The following is a 17131-nucleotide window of genomic DNA, read 5'->3' on the forward strand; positions in this document are numbered from 1 at the left end:
TGCTCAACCAGCCAGACCACACTCCCGGTCCAGTCGGCTGCCCCGTGCAAAACCATGAGCACCTGCGCGCAGTGCGATCACCAGACTTAGCAACAACAGCATCAGCAAGACCCAAGGAAAGGAGCCTGCCCCCCATTGGCCAAGCAAAACGCCACCCAGTAGCCCTCCGCCTGCGATGGCGCTGTTCCAGACCACGACGTTCATCGAAAGCGCGACATCTGCGCCCTCACCTGCCGAATCGGCGAGCGCGGTTTGCAGCAGTGTGGCGGCGCCACCGAAGGTCAGTCCCCAGATAAAAGCACCGACGTAAATGGCCGGTGCAGAGCCGGAAAACACGCCGAAGAACACTGACACCGCTGCGAATGTTGCCAGGCTGGCAAGTACTGTCTTGCGCAGATGTCGATCAACCAGCCGTCCCGTGACCCAGATGCCGGCCAGTGCGGCGACCCCGAATGCCAGCAATACCAGGTCCACATCATTCGCCAGCCCCGCCGCGGAAACGAAGGGAGCGACGTAGGTATAAAGCAGGTTGTGAGCCAGCATCCAGGTGAACACAACGCCCAGCACCGAGCGTACGCCGGGCGTGAAAAAGACCTGACGTAACGCCATGCGCTGTGCGGAGGACTTGCCGGAATAGTCCGGCACTTTGACCAGCACCCAGATGATCAGCAGCACGGTCATCCCGGACATCAAGCCAAACGCCATGCGCCAGCCCATGAACCCGCCAAGCCAGGTTCCCAGAGGCACGCCCAGCGACAAGGCAACGGGCGTACCGACCATCGCCACGGCCAGTGCACGGCCTTGCAGTTGCGGGACCACCATGCGCCGCGCGTACCCGGCGATGAGGCTCCACGCCAGGCCCGCCGAGACGCCTGCGAAAAACCTTGCGATCAGCGTCAGTCCGTAACTGGACGACAACGCAGTGACGCTGTTGAAAACCAGAAAGCCGGCAATCGTCACCAGCAAGACCGTCCTGCGCCGCCAGCTTTGCGTCGCGATCGTCAGCGGAATGGCGGCCAGCAATGAGCCCAACGCATAAACAGTCACCATCTGCCCGGCAAACGATGCAGACACCTCCAACCCGTCGGCGATCTGCGGCAACAAACCTGCCGGCAAAGTCTCGGTGACAATGCAGATGAAACCCGTCATTGCCAGCGCCAGCAACGCCCCCAGCGGGAGTGTTTCGCCCTGCTTCTCATCTGTAATCATTGCAAAACCCTCACTAATATACTGATCGGTACAAATATAGGCAGATGGAGTCAGGTGGTCAACGACTTATGTATCGATTAGTATTTAAGTAATTCCATAGGAGACTCGACATGGCACAGCTGGGGCGTCCGCGTACATTTGACCGTGACTTGGCGATCACCCAGGCGCTACACCTGTTTTGGGAGCACGGCTACGACGCAACTTCCCTAAGCCAGCTCAAGGCAAACATAGGTGGCGGCATCACGGCGCCGAGCTTTTACGCAGCGTTTGGCTCTAAAAACGCCCTGTTCAATGAAGTGATGGAGCGCTACCTCGACACCTACGGCCGAGTCACCGACAGCCTGTTCGATACGACCCTGCCGCCCAGAGACGCGATTGAAATCACCCTTCGTCACTCAGCGAAAATGCAGTGTGAGCCTGGGCATCCTAAAGGGTGTCTGGTGGCGTTGGGGCTGATGAGCGCCTGCTCGGACGAGAGCAAGGCCATTTCCGAACCCCTTGCTCGGGCCAGGGATCTGAACCGCACAGGTATCGTGGCCTGCATCCAGCGCGCCGTTGCGGCAGGCGAGTTGCCCGCAACGGTAATACCGGAAACGCTCGCGGCCGTTTTTGACAGTTTTCTTCTGGGCTTGTCTACACTGGCGCGCGACGGTGTCCCACATGCCACACTGGACGCCGCAGTGACCCAGGTGATGAGACTGTGGGACAGCCTGGGCAGTGTTGCCGACAATCATTGACCCTGAAGCTCAATATGGAAGAGGTTCGGGAGGCGTCGAGGACGCCAGACTCTTTGCACTGATTTTTTTGGAGAACACCATGCTTCGCGCGTTTGAAAAATGGCTTGACCCCTTCCCGCCTGACGAAGTGCCGCCACCACCTGACGGCCTGGCACGGTTTCTCTGGGCCTGCACGCGAGGGGCACGCGGTTACATCCTTGCGTTTGCGCTGCTGTGTGCCGGTGTGTCGATTTACGAAGCCTGGCTGTTTTCCTTCCTCGGGCAGGTCGTGGATCTGTTGTCCACGTGGCAGGCTGGCGGCGATACGGCCGCGCAGGAAAGCAGCGTGCTGTGGGGTATTGGCCTGGTATTGCTGAGCAGCATCGTGCTGGTGGCATTGCGCACGATGGTGCAGCACCAGGTATTGGCGATCAACCTGCCCCTGCGGTTGCGTTGGGACTTCCACCGATTGATGTTGCGGCAAAGCCTGTCTTTCTTCTCCGATGAGTTCTCCGGCCGCGTCACCACCAAGGTGATGCAGACAGCGCTGTCGGTGCGCGAGGTGCTGTTCACCATCATCGAAATCGTCCCCGGTATCGGCGTCTATTTCATCGCGATCATTGCCCTGGCCGGCGCCTTCGATTTGAAGCTGATGCTGCCTTTCCTTGTCTGGCTGATGCTGTTCGGTCTGGCCATGCGCTACTTCGTGCCACGCCTGGGCAAGGTCGGGCAGGAGCAGGCCAACGCGCGCTCATCGATGACCGGACGTGTCTCGGACGCCTACACCAACATCACCACAGTAAAGCTGTTCTCCCATTCCAAGCGTGAAGCGCATTTCGCGCGCGCGGCGATGGAGGACTTCAAGCTCACCGGCTTGCGCCAGATGCGTCTGGTCAGTCAGTTCGAAATCGTCAATCAGGCCCTGGTGGTCGCACTGATCATGGGTGCTGGCGGTTACGCCCTTTGGCTGTGGCACCAGGGCCAGGTCGGCACCGGTGCGGTTGCGGCGATCACCGCCATGGCGTTGCGCATCAACGGCATGTCGCACTGGATCATGTGGCAGATGACCTCGTTATTCGAGAACATCGGCACCGTCCAGGACGGCATGCAAACCTTGACTCGCGGTCCCAAGGTTCAGGATGCGCCGGACGCGAAGGCTCTGGTCACCCGAGGCGGCGCGGTCACCTTCGATAACGTGAGCTTCAATTACAACGGCGAACGCCAGGTACTGGATGCCCTGAGCCTGAGCATTCGTCCAGGTGAAAAAATCGGCCTGGTGGGTCGCTCCGGCGCCGGGAAGTCCACGCTCATCAACCTGCTGCTGCGCTTTTATGACGTGGACAAGGGCTCGATCAGTATTGATGGGCAAGACATTGCGCACGTTACTCAGGACAGCTTGCGCAGCGCCATCGGCATGGTCACGCAGGACACCTCGCTGCTGCACCGCTCCATTCGCGACAATATCGCCTACGGACGTCCCGATGCGACCGATGAGCAAATCCGTAGCGCTGCGGCGAGTGCGCAAGCCGACGGGTTCATCAGCCAGCTGAGCGACAAGCAAGGCCACAGTGGCTACGACACGCTGGTGGGTGAGCGCGGTATCAAGCTGTCGGGCGGCCAGCGCCAACGCGTCGCCATCGCCCGGGTGATGCTCAAGAACGCCCCGATCCTGCTGCTCGACGAAGCCACCAGTGCGCTGGACTCGGAAGTCGAAGTGGCAATCCAGGAAAGCCTCGATGAAATGATGCAGGGCAAGACGGTGATCGCCATCGCCCACCGTCTGTCCACGATTGCCGCCATGGACCGGCTGATTGTCATGGACGACGGCCGCATCATCGAACAAGGCACTCACGCCGAACTGCTGGGCAGAAACGGTACCTATGCGCGGCTGTGGCAGCACCAGAGCGGCGGGTTTCTCGGGGAGGATCAGGGTGTGGCCGATATCATCGATTAGGCAGACTGACCAATAGCCCGGCCAGGTCGCTGGTGGCGTACGCAAGCACTCCAGCGGCGATAAGAGAAAGGGCATCCATGCCCTTTCTTGCCTTAAAGCGTTGCTTCGATCTTTTTGGCAGCAGCGTCACTGACCCAGGTGTGCCAGATTTCCGGGTGCTCCTTGAAGAATATCTTCGCCAGCTTGGGTGAATCGATACGCTCCTTGCTCATGCGGGCCAGGTTCTGGTTTAACAGGTCGATCGGCAGATTGACCTTTTCCAGAACGGCTACCAATTCCGGTGCCTGCTCGTGAAAGACATTGGAAAGCCCTACCTGAATGCTGATTTTCTTATCGACGCCCGGCTTTTCTTCCAGCTTCAACAGATCGACTTGTCCCATTAACGGCGTCGGCGACCAGTAGTAGAAAAGAATGGGCTCGCCCCGCTTGTAGCTCGACAAAACGGCAGCATCCAACGCCGGGCCTGTACCCGGGCGGAAGTTGGTATAACTGGCTTCCAGGCCATAGCTCTTAAGCATCTCGCTGTTTTCCAACTCGCAGGTCCAACCCGCCGGGCAATTGTAGAAACGGCCTTTGTCCGGTTCTTCCGGGTCCTTGAAGAGCGCCACGTACTGGGTCAGGTCGGCGATCTTCTTCAGATCGGGAGCCTTGGGCTTGAGGTTGCGTTTGGCATCGCCTTCGACCAGATAACGTGGCACATACCAACCTTCGGTGGCCCCGATAATCGGTGCCCCCACACCGACTACCTTCCCACTGGCCGCCGCCTTGTTCCAGACCTCGCTTCGCCCGATCCACTCCTCCGCCAGTACCTGAATATCGTTATTGCTCAAGGCGCTTTCCATGGTGATGGAGTTGCCTGGCAATGTATCGATCGCACAGCCATAGCCGTTCTTGAGCAATATCTGCAGCATGTCGGTGAGCAACATGCCGCTTTCCCAATTGAGCCCGGCAAATTTGACCGGTTTACCCGACTCGCACCAACCGGCGGCCTGGCTTGCAGCACTGCCGGCAAACAGCCCGAGAGCAATCAGTGTGGCGGTAAGGTTTTTTCTGATCTTCACAATCGCACGCTCCAACACAGTGAACAGGGTTATGGCAGTGCAAATGCTCGTCACATCAGTGGCGAACCTGTTTCATCTACATGAAACTCAAGCTCCTTGATGTATCGTCGGGAACCAATCTTCGCGCAGTCTCTGACCGGTCTGCATCGCATGCCCTGGATACGGTGGAGAGGTCCGTCCTGGACGCTCGAAGTAACGTATATCGTCGCCAAGCCAGCGCAGCGACAAGACACGACGGCGCTGAGCCGACGCATTGCCTCTAGCACCATGCACGGTACGGAAATCGAACAGCACCGCGTCGCCCGGCTGCATCTCCCATTCCAGTACCTGCAGGCCTTGCTCGGTATCAGTATCTGGATCCGGCGCGTCGCGGTACCCGCCAGCATCTTTGTAGAAATCGCTTTGATCGGCCCAGTGCACCGGTTTTATGCCCTTCTCCCAACGGTGTGAGCCGGCAAGCAGCCGCAGCGTCGACTCGCGCACCGGGTCCACGGGGATCCAGAAACTCACGTTCTGGCTACCTTCGACAAAATAGTAAGGGATGTCCTGGTGCCATGGCGTGGCCTTCTGCGCGCCGGGTTCCTTGACCAGAACATGATCATGAAAAAACTGTGCCGATCTGGAGCGCATCACGGCAGCCGCGACAGACGCTGCCGGTGAATCCTCGACCATGGCGCGAAACTCTGGAATCCGCTGCCAGTTGCAATAGTCGTCGAAAAAGCCGCCCGGTTTGTCATCCTTCTCGACGTAACGGCTGGCGTAAGCACCCGGCTCGGCGAGGTTGCGCTCGATTCCGTCGGCAATGGTGCCGATCCAGTCGCGGAAAACGCCGCGCAGGCAAATTGCGCCATCGCGCTGAAAGGCCTCAATGTCTTCTGTCGTGAGGGCAAACGAATGTTGTGTCATGACCTGAAACTCCCTCGGAGAAGAATAAATGTGGGCAAGGGCAAATATTTCATGACACACAGCGAAGATAAAATAATATGTATTGATTTATCACCCAAGAAATTCTTATGAAGTTCAGTCTGCGACAACTCCGTTATGCGCTCGCTGCCGCCAAACACGGCAATCTCACGTTGGCGGCCGAAGAGCTGCATGTTTCCCAACCGTCAATTTCAACGGCGATTACCGACCTCGAGCAGCTTTTTGGTCAGCCGCTGTTTGTTCGTCAACGCGGACTGGGCGTATCGCTTACGCCTTTCGGGCGCACAGTGATGGCCCAGGCCAGGCGGGTTCTGGCCGAAGCCCGGACGTTTTCAGACATCGGCAGCGACAACAACGACTTTTCCGGAGAGCTGGTACTGGGTTGTTACGAGGACCTGGCACCCTATTGCCTGCCGCAGATCCTCAGGCGCCTGCAACAGGAACATCCGCGAGTGAGGGTCGACATGCGCGAAGGCGGCTTCGACTATCTGGGCAAGCGCCTCGCCGAAGGTACTCTGGAGCTGGCGCTGACCTACGACCTGGGGCTGCCGGCAAACATGGCGTGTATCGAGTTGCGTCAATTGACTGCCCATGCCCTGCTGGCGGCTGATCACCCATTGGCAAACGAGCCCGATGTCAGTCTGCAAGCACTCAGTGAAGGCAATCTGGTAGTTACTGATCAGGTCCACAGCTGGCAGCACGTGCTGGACCTGTTCAACATGCATGGACTGTCGCCTCAAAGCCTCCAGCGCACCCACAGCTTCGAGTTTCAGCGCAGCCTCGTCGCCAACGGATTCGGTGTTTCCCTGACCTATACCAGGCCCTTCGGCGACCGCAGCTACGACGGTCAGCCCTTGGTGTGTCGCCCGATACGCGAAACGCTGCCCACCCAGCGCATCGTACTGGCCTACGATCAGCGCTACCCGTTAACGCCTCCCGCCGAAGCATTCAAAAATCAGGCCGTTGCCTGGTTCCAGGAAAGAGTACCTTTTGTCTGAGGCAGCGCCCGGGCGCCTATGACGCTGAAGCGGCGACAACCCGCCAACAACAAAATAAACAAATGCATTTTTAGCAAAAATACAATTATTCTTTGCCCATGATCAAAGAACTGAAAACGTTTATCGCCGTGGCAAGAGAAGGCACGTTCGCTGCGGCGGGCAGCAAGATCGGGCTCACCCAGGCCGCTGTCAGTGCGCAGATGCAGCGCCTTGAAGCTGAACTGGGCGTCGAGCTGTTCGACCGAAAAGGACGTTCAGCCCAGCTCAACCGCATGGGGCAGCAGGTGTTGTTACAAGGTCAGGATCTGGTGCGCCAGTTCAGCAGCCTCGGCACTACGACAGTAGGGCTACCCGCGAGCGTGCTGGTGACCATCGGCGCAATTGCCTCTGTACAACGCTCCTTTCTACCGGAAGCGCTGGCTCGGTTTCATCAGCAATTCTCCGCGTGCAGGACGCGCGTCATTCCCGGCCTGTCCATGGACCTGGTCAATCAGGTGGACGCTGGCGAGATCGACATGGCAGCGATCATCCGCCCGCCCTTCTCACTGCAAAGCGACTTGCGCTGGACAACGCTGGTCCGTGAACCCTATCGCCTTATCGTGCCAGCTGACATGCAGGGGGATGACTGGGCCGAACTGATTTCGGCTCATCCATTCATTCGTTACGATCGATCGTCATTTGGTGGCCGACAGGTCGATAGGTTCCTGCGCCAGACCCATGTCTCGCTGCGCGAAGTCTGCGAGCTCGATGAACTGGATGCGATTATGAAACTGGTCGCCAACGGCGTCGGCGTCGCATTGGTTCCGGAAACGGCAACCCTGCAGAGATGGCACGCCGGTGTGCGCTCTATCGACTTGAAAGAGCATACGTTCCATCGCGATATCGGGCTGGTACATCGCGCTCGCCGCAGCCTGACCGAACCGGTAACCGCGCTGGTCCAACTGATCAACGAACACGCTCTGACTCGTTAGCGCTGCGCCCGCTCTAGCAGGCCTGGCGCAACATAGTGTGCGCCAGGCTTTTTACTATTTTGCGAACAGCTGACTCATGTCCTTGAACGCCTTGAACTCAAGCGCATTGCCGCAGGGATCGAACAGGAACATGGTGGCCTGCTCACCCACCTGCCCCTTGAATCGAATGTAGGGTTCGATGACGAACTCGGTGCCGAAGGATTTCAAGCGCTCGGCCAGAGCTTCCCACTGAGCCCATTCCAGAATGATGCCGAAGTGCGGAACCGGAACGTCGTGACCGTCTACCGGGTTGCTGTGCACGCTCTCTTGAGAGGCGGTTTTCGGGTGTTCATGAATCACCAACTGGTGCCCGTAGAAATCGAAGTCGACCCACTGATCGCTGGAGCGCCCTTCGGAAAGACCGAACACCTCACCGTAGAAGGCACGTGTCGCGGCCAGGTCATAAACCGGGATTGCAAGGTGGAAAGGAGAAAGACTCATCAGGACTCCGATTGCAGCTCTTGGTGGCGTGTAAGCCTGACAGCGTGCTCGCTGTCCGGCGACTTATTCAAGTTCCACTCATGCTAAGGCCACGCGACACCAATAAAAATCAATATATATTTTAAAGATGCACAAATTATTTTTGTGATAGCGGCCACGCTCAAGCACCAGGCCAGCTCACGAATGCAGGCTGATCCAGCCGTTGATCCCTACATACATCCCGACACAGATAATCAGGACGCTGGACAGGTAAGGTGCGCGTCGAGCGGCTGCACTGAGCCAGGGGAAACGATTCGAGGCTTTTCGCGCACCGATGGCGGCGGCAGCGCCAACGGTGACCAGCGTGACGGCGAGACCCAGGCTGAAACAGATCACCATCATCGCGCCCAAGGTGACCTGCTTCACCTGCAGGCACAGCAGCAACACGGTGATGGCTGCTGGGCAAGGGATAAGCCCCCCGGTCAAGCCGAACATCAGGATCTGGCCATTGCTGACCTCGCGATGGATGAAGCGCTTGCGAATGTCGTCGGCATGGGCCTTTTCATGGGCGTCCTGATAGCCTTCGGCGCTCAGGTTCAAGCCGTCCAGATCACTGTGGTCATGGCTGTGATTGTGACCATGCTCGTGCTCATGGGAGTCCACGCCGTGCTCATGGCCATGGCCTGTATGCCCGTGACTGAGCCTGGCACTTTCGACCTTATACAACTGCTCGCCACGCCAGGTGCGCCATAGCATCCACAATGCAATGGCGATGATCACGGCAGATGACCCGAGCTGGAAGTAAGGTTCCGTGGTTTCAGCATCCAGCCCCTGGCCCAGATACATCCCGCCGATTGCCACCAGCCAGACAACGGCGGTGTGCGAAACGGTAGCGGCGACGCCGAGCATCACGGCCTGTTTCACAGAGCCACGAATGGCCACAATGAACGCCGCCATCATGGTTTTTGAATGCCCAGGCTCCAGCCCGTGCAACGCGCCCAGCAAAATGGCACTGGGGAAATACAGCCAGGCGTGCGACCCCCCTTGCTGTAACAGCTCGACGAAGTTGGGCATGTGAGACCTAGAGGTATTTGGTGATTTGCTTGAAGGCTTCCAGCGGTGCCCGCTCGCCCTTGGCGAGTGAACCGAGCGTGTCTTCAAGGCAGTGATCGATATGATCCTGAATCAACGTTCGCTTGGCCTGGCACACCGCTTTCTCGACCGCGTGCAGCTGCTGGGCGATGTCCACGCACTCGCGCCCGTCTTCGATCATGGTGATGATGCTGCGCAAATGGCCGTCGGCCCGTTTCAGGCGCTTGATAACAGCTATGTGGGACTGGTGCGTATGGCCGTGGGGGTGGTCGTGTTCACTCATGGCTTGAGCTCTGGCCTGGACAATTCAGACCGGCACTCTATCCCCCCAGGGAGGATAGAGTCAAAGGTAATGCAGGATTGGAACCGGAAGCGAGCCCACCTATGAAAACCTGTTCAATTCATCCCGTTGAATGCCAGCTCGCTGTCCTTGATATTGGCAATCGGCCCGAGAATGGCTGGATCGAAGTCGCGGAGTGGCGCGCCCTGACGCAACAACTCTGGCAGGTCCGGATTGGCCAGCGCACCCTTGCCCACTGCGATGATGTCCGCACCTTGGCGAAGCACCTGGTCGGCTTTTTGCGGATCGTGCAGGCCGCCATTGGCGATCAGCGCAACACCCGGCGCGTAGCGACGGGCCAGTTCGACCAGGCTGGCTTCACCCTGGGCAAAGGCCGGCTGCCATGCTTCATGTTCGGTCACATGGATGTAATCGACGCCGGCATCGGCCAGCGCATCGAAAATGATTTCGGCATCGCTCTCGTCCCCCGCCCATTTGTGCTGAAAGTCGTTGACCTTGCCTTGTGAAAGACGCACGCCCACCGGTGCCTGCCCGGCGACTTTTTTCACTGCGGCGATGACCTCGAGCGTCAGTCGCAGACGCTGTCCGACCTCACCGCCCCATTGATCGGTGCGCTGATTGCTGTAGTCGGTCAGAAACTGATCGAGCAGGTAGCCGTTCGCCCCATGTATCTCGACACCGTCAAAGCCTGCAGTGCCAATCGCCAGTTGCGCCGCGTGGGCGAACCCGTCAATGGCCTCGGCAATGTCCTTGTCACTCATCGCTTGCGGGATCCGGTAGCTGCCCGCGCCGTAATAGAACGCCATCTGTTCGCCCTTGGGACGAATGGCCGAAGGACCCGCAGACTCGCTGACGAAGCGATTGGCCTGGCTGAGCGCGCCGGCGTGCATGAGTTGCGCAATCATGACACTGCCATGCCGGTGCACAGCATCGGTCGTAGCACGCCAGGCCTGAGCCTGCTCGTCATCGGTGAGCCCGGGCTGGAAGCGGTAGCCTTGGGAAAAACGGCGATCGGTGTAGTTACCCTCGGTGACGATCAGGCCGAAACCACCCTTGGCGAATCGCTCGTAATAGCGCGTCATGTCCTGCGTTGCACTGCCCTGCTCGTCCGCGCTCACGCGTGTCATGGGCGCCACCGCAAACCTGTTCTTCAGTTTCAGATGACCGATATCGAACGGAGCTGTAACGTGTTTGTTTGTCTCGCTCATACTTCAAATCCTCACTGTGCAGACCGGCTACGAATTGCCCGATGTCATTGACAGAACCTGCAGCAACGGTAAGGGGTGGCGCAGCCCATTGGAACCCGGCCGTGCAGATAAGGCGCTTTAACGAAAATGGATAGAATCCGTGCAAATATCTGACATAGAGGTGTTCGCCGCCATTGCTTCCAGCAGGAGCCTGTCGGAAGCGGCGCGTCGACTCGGGTTGTCGCCGATGGCAATCTCCAGGCGTCTGGCTGCGCTGGAAAACGACCTGGGCGTCAGGCTGGTTCACCGCACAACCCGCTCGGTATCGCTGACGCCGGAGGGCGAAGTGTTTCTGCCCCACGCCAAAACCATGCTGCACACCAGCGAAACCGCCCGCGCCACGCTGAAAGGCGATACCGGTAAGGCCAGTGGCGTGTTGCGGGTGACAGCACCCAGCGTGTTTGGTCAGACTGTCATCATGCCGCTGCTGCCGGTATTGATGCAGGAGAACCCGGCACTGAGTGTCGACCTGACACTGTCGGACAGCATCGTGGACATCGCCGGGTTAGGCATCGATGTCGCCATTCGGATCGCCACGATACGTGACTCTGCGCTGGTGGCCAGATCGCTGGCGCCCAACCCACGGGTCGTGTGTGCAAGCCCCGACTACCTGATGCGGCGCGGCCAGCCATCGGTACTCGACGAGCTCCGCCAACACCCATGCATAACCTTGCATGCGATGCCTTACTGGACGTTCATCAGAGAAGGCGAGCCGGTGGCCATTCGCGCTCAGGGTACGTTCTCGGCCAACAGCGTCGAAGCGGTGCGCACGGCGTGCAAACAGGGCCTGGGGCTGGCCATGCTGACCTATTGGGACGTTCAGCAGGAAATCCGTGCAGGCAGCCTTCTGCAGATACACTTCGAAGACGTCATCCCCGAGCAACTGTCGGTGACGGCCGTCTTGCCGACCCGCCAGCGCGTACCTCACCGGGTACGCCTGTTCGTCGACCGCCTTGAAGCAGAGCTCAAGAAAAGTACGGTTTGAAGCAAGGTGTCAGTGCCATGGTGCAACCTGTATCGGCTCAAACCGGCTGCAGTTTCGTCCTTCATGCTTGGCCCGGTACAAGGCCCGGTCGGCTTCCGCCAGCAATGCTGCTGCAATCGAGTCAGGCGCAGTACCGGCCGCCACGCCCGGGCGCGGGATGGGCAGCGCGCCAGCCTCCAGACTTGCCACCCCCACCGACACTGTCACCCGGCCCAGGTCGCTGGTTTCATGGGGCCTGGCAAGGCCATGAATGTGCTCCACGATTTCCTCCGCCAGCCGGCAGGCACCCTCTGCGCCGGTATCCGGCAATAGCACGGCGAACTCCTCGCCCCCATAACGGGCCACCAGATCGGTAGACCTGTGCACGCAATGTTTCACGGCATGGGCAATGGCAATCAGGCACTCATCGCCTTGCAAATGGCCATAGTGATCGTTGTAGCGCTTGAAGAAATCGATATCGAGCAACAGCAGCGAGAATGCCCCCTGATTGCGCCGCACGCGCAGCCATTCACGCTCGATGCTCTCGTCGAGAAAACGCCGGTTGGCCAGCCCCGTCAGCCCATCGGTCTGGGCCAGCAGGTTGAGCTGGTCCATCGCCATTTTCAGGCGCAGGTGGGTCTTTACGCGCGCCGTGACGATCAACGGCTGAATGGGTTTGCCGATGAAATCCACCGCACCCAGCGCCAGTCCGGCTTCCTCGATGCGGGTTTCGGTGTGGCTGGTGATGAAGATGACCGGGACGTCTTCCAGCAGTTGATCGGCCTTTAGCGTCTCGCAGACCTCAAACCCGCTCATTCCAGGCATCTCGGCGTCGAGAAGGATAAGGTCCGGACGCATGTCCCGGACCATCTTCAGGGCCTGGGCGCCACCCGTGGCAAAACGAATCTGTCCCAGGCCATTGAGAACTTTGCTCAGCACACGAATGGCGGAAATATCATCATCGACAATCAGCAGGCTAGGTACAGGTTGCATGATGGATGAAGCTCCTTTTTATAAGTCGGCACGTTCGAGCAGGTGCAGTGCCTGTTCGAACTCGAGTCCTTCAATGGTTTGCCAGAGCTGTTCGACCAGTGCCTGCCCGGCCAGCTCCTGAAGCGCGGCAGCAGCCAGCGGAAACTGGTCCAGCGCGGCGATATCACGGTTTTCAAGCAATTCACGCAAGGTCGATAACGCCTGTCGGGAGGCATCGGGATCCGCATCGATACGCGGGGCCGGTGTCCTTTCCTCAAGTACCGGCGTGCGGTCTTGCAAAGCACGGAAAGCGGCACTCACACCCCGCAGAGCCGGCTCAGGGTCCGTACCGTGGCGCAGCAGGGCTTCCGCCTGCCCGGCATGCAGCCCTACTTGCCTAGCGCCGAGCAGCAGCGCAGCACCGCGCAGCTTGTGCAGGTCAGCCATCGTTTGATCGGGGCTCTGTCGCGCCCGTGCCAGAAGGCTCTCGCTCTCGCCGAACGCGACAAATTCATTGAAAAAGCGCCGCAGGGACGAGAGAAACAAGGGCACATCATTGCCTAGCCGAGCGGCGACCTCCTGGGTGTCGATACCTTCGATCACCGGCCATGCAGAGCCTGTCGGGGCTTCCTGCAGCAAGGTGCCGACCGCCAGCGGAGCGCCTCGAACACGCTCGACGGCACGACGTACCGCCCGGATCAGGGCGGCGGGGTCCAGAGGCTTGGTGAGGAAGTCATCCATACCCGCGAGCTCGGCCTGTCGCCGCTCCTCTGCCAGGGCGCCTGCGGTCAACGCCAGCACAGGCAATCGTGTCAGGCCCAGTTCATTGCGCAAGCGCCGCGTGGCCTCATAACCATCCATTTCCGGCATCTGCACATCCATCAGCACGGCATCGAAGACATCTGGCGTCTGACGCAGTCGTTCAAGGGCCAGCAGACCATTGCTGCAGGTCTGAACCACAGCGCCCTGTTGCTGCAACAACAGGCTGGCGACCTCCAGATTGATCTCGCTGTCGTCCACCAGCAGCAGGTGCAATCCACTCAGCCAGAGCGTCATGGAGGTATCCATTCGCGTGGCCTGAATGACCCTTTCGGTGCTGCCCTGGTACTTGGCGATACAGGCATTGATCGCGTTGAACAAGGCCGAGCTGTCCAGCGGCTTGAGCAATACCTTGTCGACCAGAGGGAGCAGTTCTTCCCGGATCCCGGACGGGCTCACCAGAATGACCGGAAGCGGCGTCGCCTCGATCAGTTGTTGCACCTGCTCAACCTGCGGCTGCTGCCAGTCCACCAACAACACATCCGGCAAGGGCGCGTTGACGTGATTACGCTCTTGCAAGGCGACGTGCAGCGCCTGTTCGTCGGTCAGGTTTGCCACTCGCCAGCCCAGGCCGCGACATAACCGTTGCAGCGCCGTGGACGACTGCACGTCGTCGCTGAGCAGCATGACCTCCAGACTGCTTCCCGGGCCGGACGGCTCCAGATCGCTCTGGCTGCTCTGAAACGGCAACTCCACCCAGAACTCGCTGCCGGTGCCGAGTTCGCTCTCCACCCCTATCCGGCCGCCCATCTGCTCGGCCAGCCCGCGCACCACCGACAAACCCAGTCCGGTGCCGCCAAAACGCCGCGTGGTAGACGCATCCGCCTGTGTGAACGGCGCAAACAGCTGGCCGAGTGCATTGGCCGGTATGCCACAGCCCGTGTCCTGCACAGAGAATCGCAACCAGCAAGTATCGGCGTGATCGTCTTCACGACTCACTGTCACATCGACTCCGCCGACTGTGGTGAACTTGAGCGCATTGCCGACCAGATTCATGAGGATCTGGTTGACCCGCAATGCGTCTCCTATCAACTGGCCAGGCAGCGATGCCACGACGCTGACAGAAAAACGCAGGCCTTTCTCCTGCGCCTGGGGCGTGAACAGCTCGCCCAGTTCGTCGAGCAGTTGTCGAGGGCTGAAGGGGTTATGTTCCAGCCGCATCTCTCCCGCCTCGATCTTGGCGATGTCGAGGATATCGTTGATGATCCCCAACAAGGTCCGGCCCGCAATCTGCAGCTTGGTCAGCAACTGGCGTTGCTGGTCGTTCAAGGCGGTGTTGTGCAGCAGGTGGGAGATGCCGATCACGGCGTTCATGGGCGTGCGAATTTCATGGCTCATGTTGGCCAGGAACAGACTTTTGGCCGCATTGGCAGCTTCGGCGCTGGACTTGGCCGCGTGCAATTCGGCGCTATGGTGCAGCCGTTCGGTGATGTCCTGAGCGATACCCAGATGACCGATGAGTTCTCCGTCGGCGGTACGGATCGGGGTGATGATCATCAGCACAGGGACCGTCGTGCCATCCTTGCGTACGTAGGTCCATTGTCGGGTTTCCGAACCTTCGAGGGATGCCTTGTAGCAAAAGACGTCAATGCCTTCGATCGGGATGCCGTATTCACGGCTCAGCTCAGCGGAGCGTGCGGCCACTTCTTCAGGAAGATGAAACACGCCTGGACCGTTGCCGCTGACCATTTCCGCATTGCTGTAGCCCAGCAGCAATTCGGCGCCCCGATTGAACACAAAGATCTGCCCCTGCATATCGGTAGCGATGATCGAAACCTCCGAAGAGGCGTCCAGCACTCCCTGCAGCAAACCCGCCACTCTGGACAGCTCTGCAGTGCGCTCGCTGACCTGTTGCTCAAGCTGTGCGTTGAACTCCATGAGGTAGCGTTCGACGCGCTTGCGGTCGGTGATGTCGTGCATCATTTTCGCCGCGCCGAGTATGGTGCCGTCCGTCTCGCGGATGAAGCTGCAGGTAATGGTCACATCGATCAATTGACCGTTCTTGTGCAGACGCCGGGTTTCCAGCGTCGGGCCTCGCTCACCGCGGGCCACCCTTTCCAACAACTGTTCGTCTTCATGAACCAGATCTGGCGGAACCAGCAGTGGCGCCAATGGACAGCCCAGCACTTCGTGCTCGTCATAGCCGAACATCTGCTCGGCAGCCCGGTTCCAGGTGATGATCCGACCGTCCAGGGCTTCACCGATGATCGCGTCGCTGGAGTTTTCGACGATAGTGGCCAGCCTGGCCTGACCGGCAACCACCTGCTGTTTGCGCTGACGGGACAACAGTAGAGTGCCAACCAGCACCGTCAACATCAGGCTGACCAATGTGCCGATGATGAACACCCTGCCCGCCGGAACCGGATCGAGTGCCTCGGCAAATGCCGGGTGAGCGCCTACCTCCATGCGCCACACGCGGCCATAGATGTCTCGTTCGAAAGCATAGGTCTGCAAGACCTCCTGCTCATGACCGCTTTCCGGAGTCTGGTAGATCAGATGCTGGCCTTCACTGACGTCATAAAGCTTCAAGTGCACTCTGTGGTTGAGAGGGTCCAGATTGCTCATCACCTCACGCATGGCCAACGGCGCATAGGTCCAGCCGATCAGGGATGTTTCGCGCAGGGCGATATCGGTCGGGGTTTCAGGGGTGCTGTAAACCGGTAACAGGAATAGGAAAGCACGCAAGTGGTCATCATTGTCCTGCAGCAGGGTAATGGGCGCCGACAGGGTGGCAGCGCCACTGCGCATGGCCTGAAGGGCTGCATCGCGACGATGCTCCTCGGAGGCGATGTCCAGCCCCAGTGCCTGGACGTTGCGGGCCAGCGGGTCGATGAATTGAATGATGAAACGGTCTCCCTGCTGGGCACCCAGCCGACCAAGACTGAAGTCCGGCCTGCCATCTGCCCTGACACGCCTCACGAATTCGGCCTCATCGCTGGCCGCGACACGACGGATGAAGCCGAACCCGCGCGCGCCAGGGTATTCCTTCTCGATATCGCGCCCTTTGCTGTAGCGGCTCATCTGGCTGCTGTTGATATGCTCGAGGTCCAGCATATGAACGGCACCGCGCAGGCCTCGAAGACGGTACTCGTACACCCTGAGTCGTGCCTGCAAGTTATCGCCGATGCCCTCTCCGGCCTCCTTGAGCGCCTGTTCTATACGCGTATCGATCGATCTGCGCTGTTCATGGCTGGCAATAAAGCTGACGCTGAGCCCGGCCAGCAGAACCACAGCCATCCAGCCAACGAGCCACGTGAGAGAGCTTTTCTTCATCAATCAGACACTCGTTTTCAATCCTGAATACTGTGAGGTGACCAGAGGACACCGTCCGCCTGCCCTAGCGTGTCTCTGCGACCTCAAGCGTAGATTGTCTTCGACCAAGCGCCAGTGACGTTGCCATCGCCATCGCTGCATGGTTTATCGCGTGCAAGTGGTCGCAGGGCA

The 17131-nt window shown here is 59.4% G+C and carries 14 protein-coding genes; 5 read left to right on the forward strand and 9 right to left on the reverse strand.

All coding sequences use genetic code 11. From position 1 onward, the window contains the following. Positions 1-3: 3 nt before the first annotated feature. On the reverse strand, positions 4-1209 hold the full coding sequence (locus LCH65_RS18240) for an MFS transporter (protein ID WP_024663665.1): 1206 nt from the start codon (positions 1207-1209) through the stop codon (positions 4-6). A gap of 110 nt (positions 1210-1319) precedes the next feature. Here LCH65_RS18240 and LCH65_RS18245 point away from each other — a divergent pair, with 110 nt between their 5' ends. Further along, positions 1320-1946 carry a TetR/AcrR family transcriptional regulator gene (locus tag LCH65_RS18245; RefSeq protein ID WP_004413707.1) on the forward strand — a complete coding sequence of 209 codons (627 nt, stop codon included), beginning with the start codon at positions 1320-1322 and terminating at the stop codon, positions 1944-1946. Between the two features lie 79 nt (positions 1947-2025). Beyond that, the gene (locus LCH65_RS18250; RefSeq protein ID WP_024663666.1) at positions 2026-3879 is read left to right on the forward strand and encodes an ABC transporter ATP-binding protein; all 1854 of its coding nucleotides are present in this window, start codon (positions 2026-2028) and stop codon (positions 3877-3879) included. 92 nt (positions 3880-3971) lie between these two features. On the opposite strand, the gene LCH65_RS18255 is transcribed toward LCH65_RS18250, so the two are convergent. Together LCH65_RS18255 and LCH65_RS18260 are read right to left on the reverse strand one after the other, a co-directional pair. Next, complete coding sequence (locus tag LCH65_RS18255) at positions 3972-4940, reverse strand: ABC transporter substrate-binding protein (RefSeq protein ID WP_054081105.1); 969 nt, start codon at positions 4938-4940, stop codon at positions 3972-3974. An 87-nt stretch (positions 4941-5027) separates the two neighbouring features. Beyond that, a complete protein-coding gene (locus LCH65_RS18260; protein ID WP_003364393.1) occupies positions 5028-5846 on the reverse strand; it encodes a phytanoyl-CoA dioxygenase family protein in 819 nt (272 codons plus the stop codon). 107 nt (positions 5847-5953) lie between these two features. Here LCH65_RS18260 and LCH65_RS18265 point away from each other — a divergent pair, with 107 nt between their 5' ends. Then, entirely contained in the window at positions 5954-6862 is a 909-nt protein-coding gene (locus LCH65_RS18265; RefSeq protein WP_003364395.1) for a LysR family transcriptional regulator, read from the forward strand. Positions 6863-6960: 98 nt separating this feature from the next. After that, positions 6961-7833 carry a LysR family transcriptional regulator gene (locus LCH65_RS18270; protein ID WP_003364397.1) on the forward strand — a complete coding sequence of 291 codons (873 nt, stop codon included), beginning with the start codon at positions 6961-6963 and terminating at the stop codon, positions 7831-7833. A gap of 54 nt (positions 7834-7887) precedes the next feature. On the opposite strand, the gene LCH65_RS18275 is transcribed toward LCH65_RS18270, so the two are convergent. The 4 genes from LCH65_RS18275 to LCH65_RS18290 all read right to left on the reverse strand — a co-directional run bounded on the left by LCH65_RS18275 (position 7888) and on the right by LCH65_RS18290 (position 10893). Next, complete coding sequence (locus LCH65_RS18275; protein WP_003364399.1) at positions 7888-8313, reverse strand: VOC family protein; 426 nt, start codon at positions 8311-8313, stop codon at positions 7888-7890. A gap of 177 nt (positions 8314-8490) precedes the next feature. After that, the gene (locus LCH65_RS18280; RefSeq protein ID WP_003364402.1) at positions 8491-9366 is read right to left on the reverse strand and encodes a nickel/cobalt efflux protein RcnA; all 876 of its coding nucleotides are present in this window, start codon (positions 9364-9366) and stop codon (positions 8491-8493) included. 7 nt (positions 9367-9373) lie between these two features. Next, positions 9374-9667, reverse strand: coding sequence for a metal-sensing transcriptional repressor (locus tag LCH65_RS18285; RefSeq protein WP_004413716.1), 294 nt, complete (start codon positions 9665-9667; stop codon positions 9374-9376). A gap of 113 nt (positions 9668-9780) precedes the next feature. Beyond that, positions 9781-10893, reverse strand: a complete 1113-nt coding sequence (locus tag LCH65_RS18290) for an NADH:flavin oxidoreductase (RefSeq protein ID WP_024663669.1) — start codon at positions 10891-10893, stop codon at positions 9781-9783. Between the two features lie 139 nt (positions 10894-11032). On the opposite strand from LCH65_RS18290, the gene LCH65_RS18295 reads away from it, so the two are divergent. Beyond that, positions 11033-11917: a LysR family transcriptional regulator gene (locus LCH65_RS18295; protein WP_058396244.1), complete on the forward strand. Its 885-nt coding sequence runs from the start codon at positions 11033-11035 to the stop codon at positions 11915-11917. A 9-nt stretch (positions 11918-11926) separates the two neighbouring features. On the opposite strand, the gene LCH65_RS18300 is transcribed toward LCH65_RS18295, so the two are convergent. Both LCH65_RS18300 and LCH65_RS18305 read right to left on the reverse strand, forming a co-directional pair. Continuing rightward, positions 11927-12889 (reverse strand): diguanylate cyclase, encoded by a 963-nt coding sequence (locus LCH65_RS18300; protein ID WP_044309371.1) that lies wholly within the window; start codon positions 12887-12889, stop codon positions 11927-11929. Between the two features lie 18 nt (positions 12890-12907). Then, a complete protein-coding gene (locus tag LCH65_RS18305) occupies positions 12908-16960 on the reverse strand; it encodes a CHASE domain-containing protein (protein ID WP_096128657.1) in 4053 nt (1350 codons plus the stop codon). Positions 16961-17131 lie beyond the last annotated feature (171 nt).

Source organism: Pseudomonas sp. MWU16-30316 (assembly GCF_020515645.1).
Classification (GTDB): Bacteria; Pseudomonadota; Gammaproteobacteria; order Pseudomonadales; family Pseudomonadaceae; genus Aquipseudomonas; species Aquipseudomonas cerasi.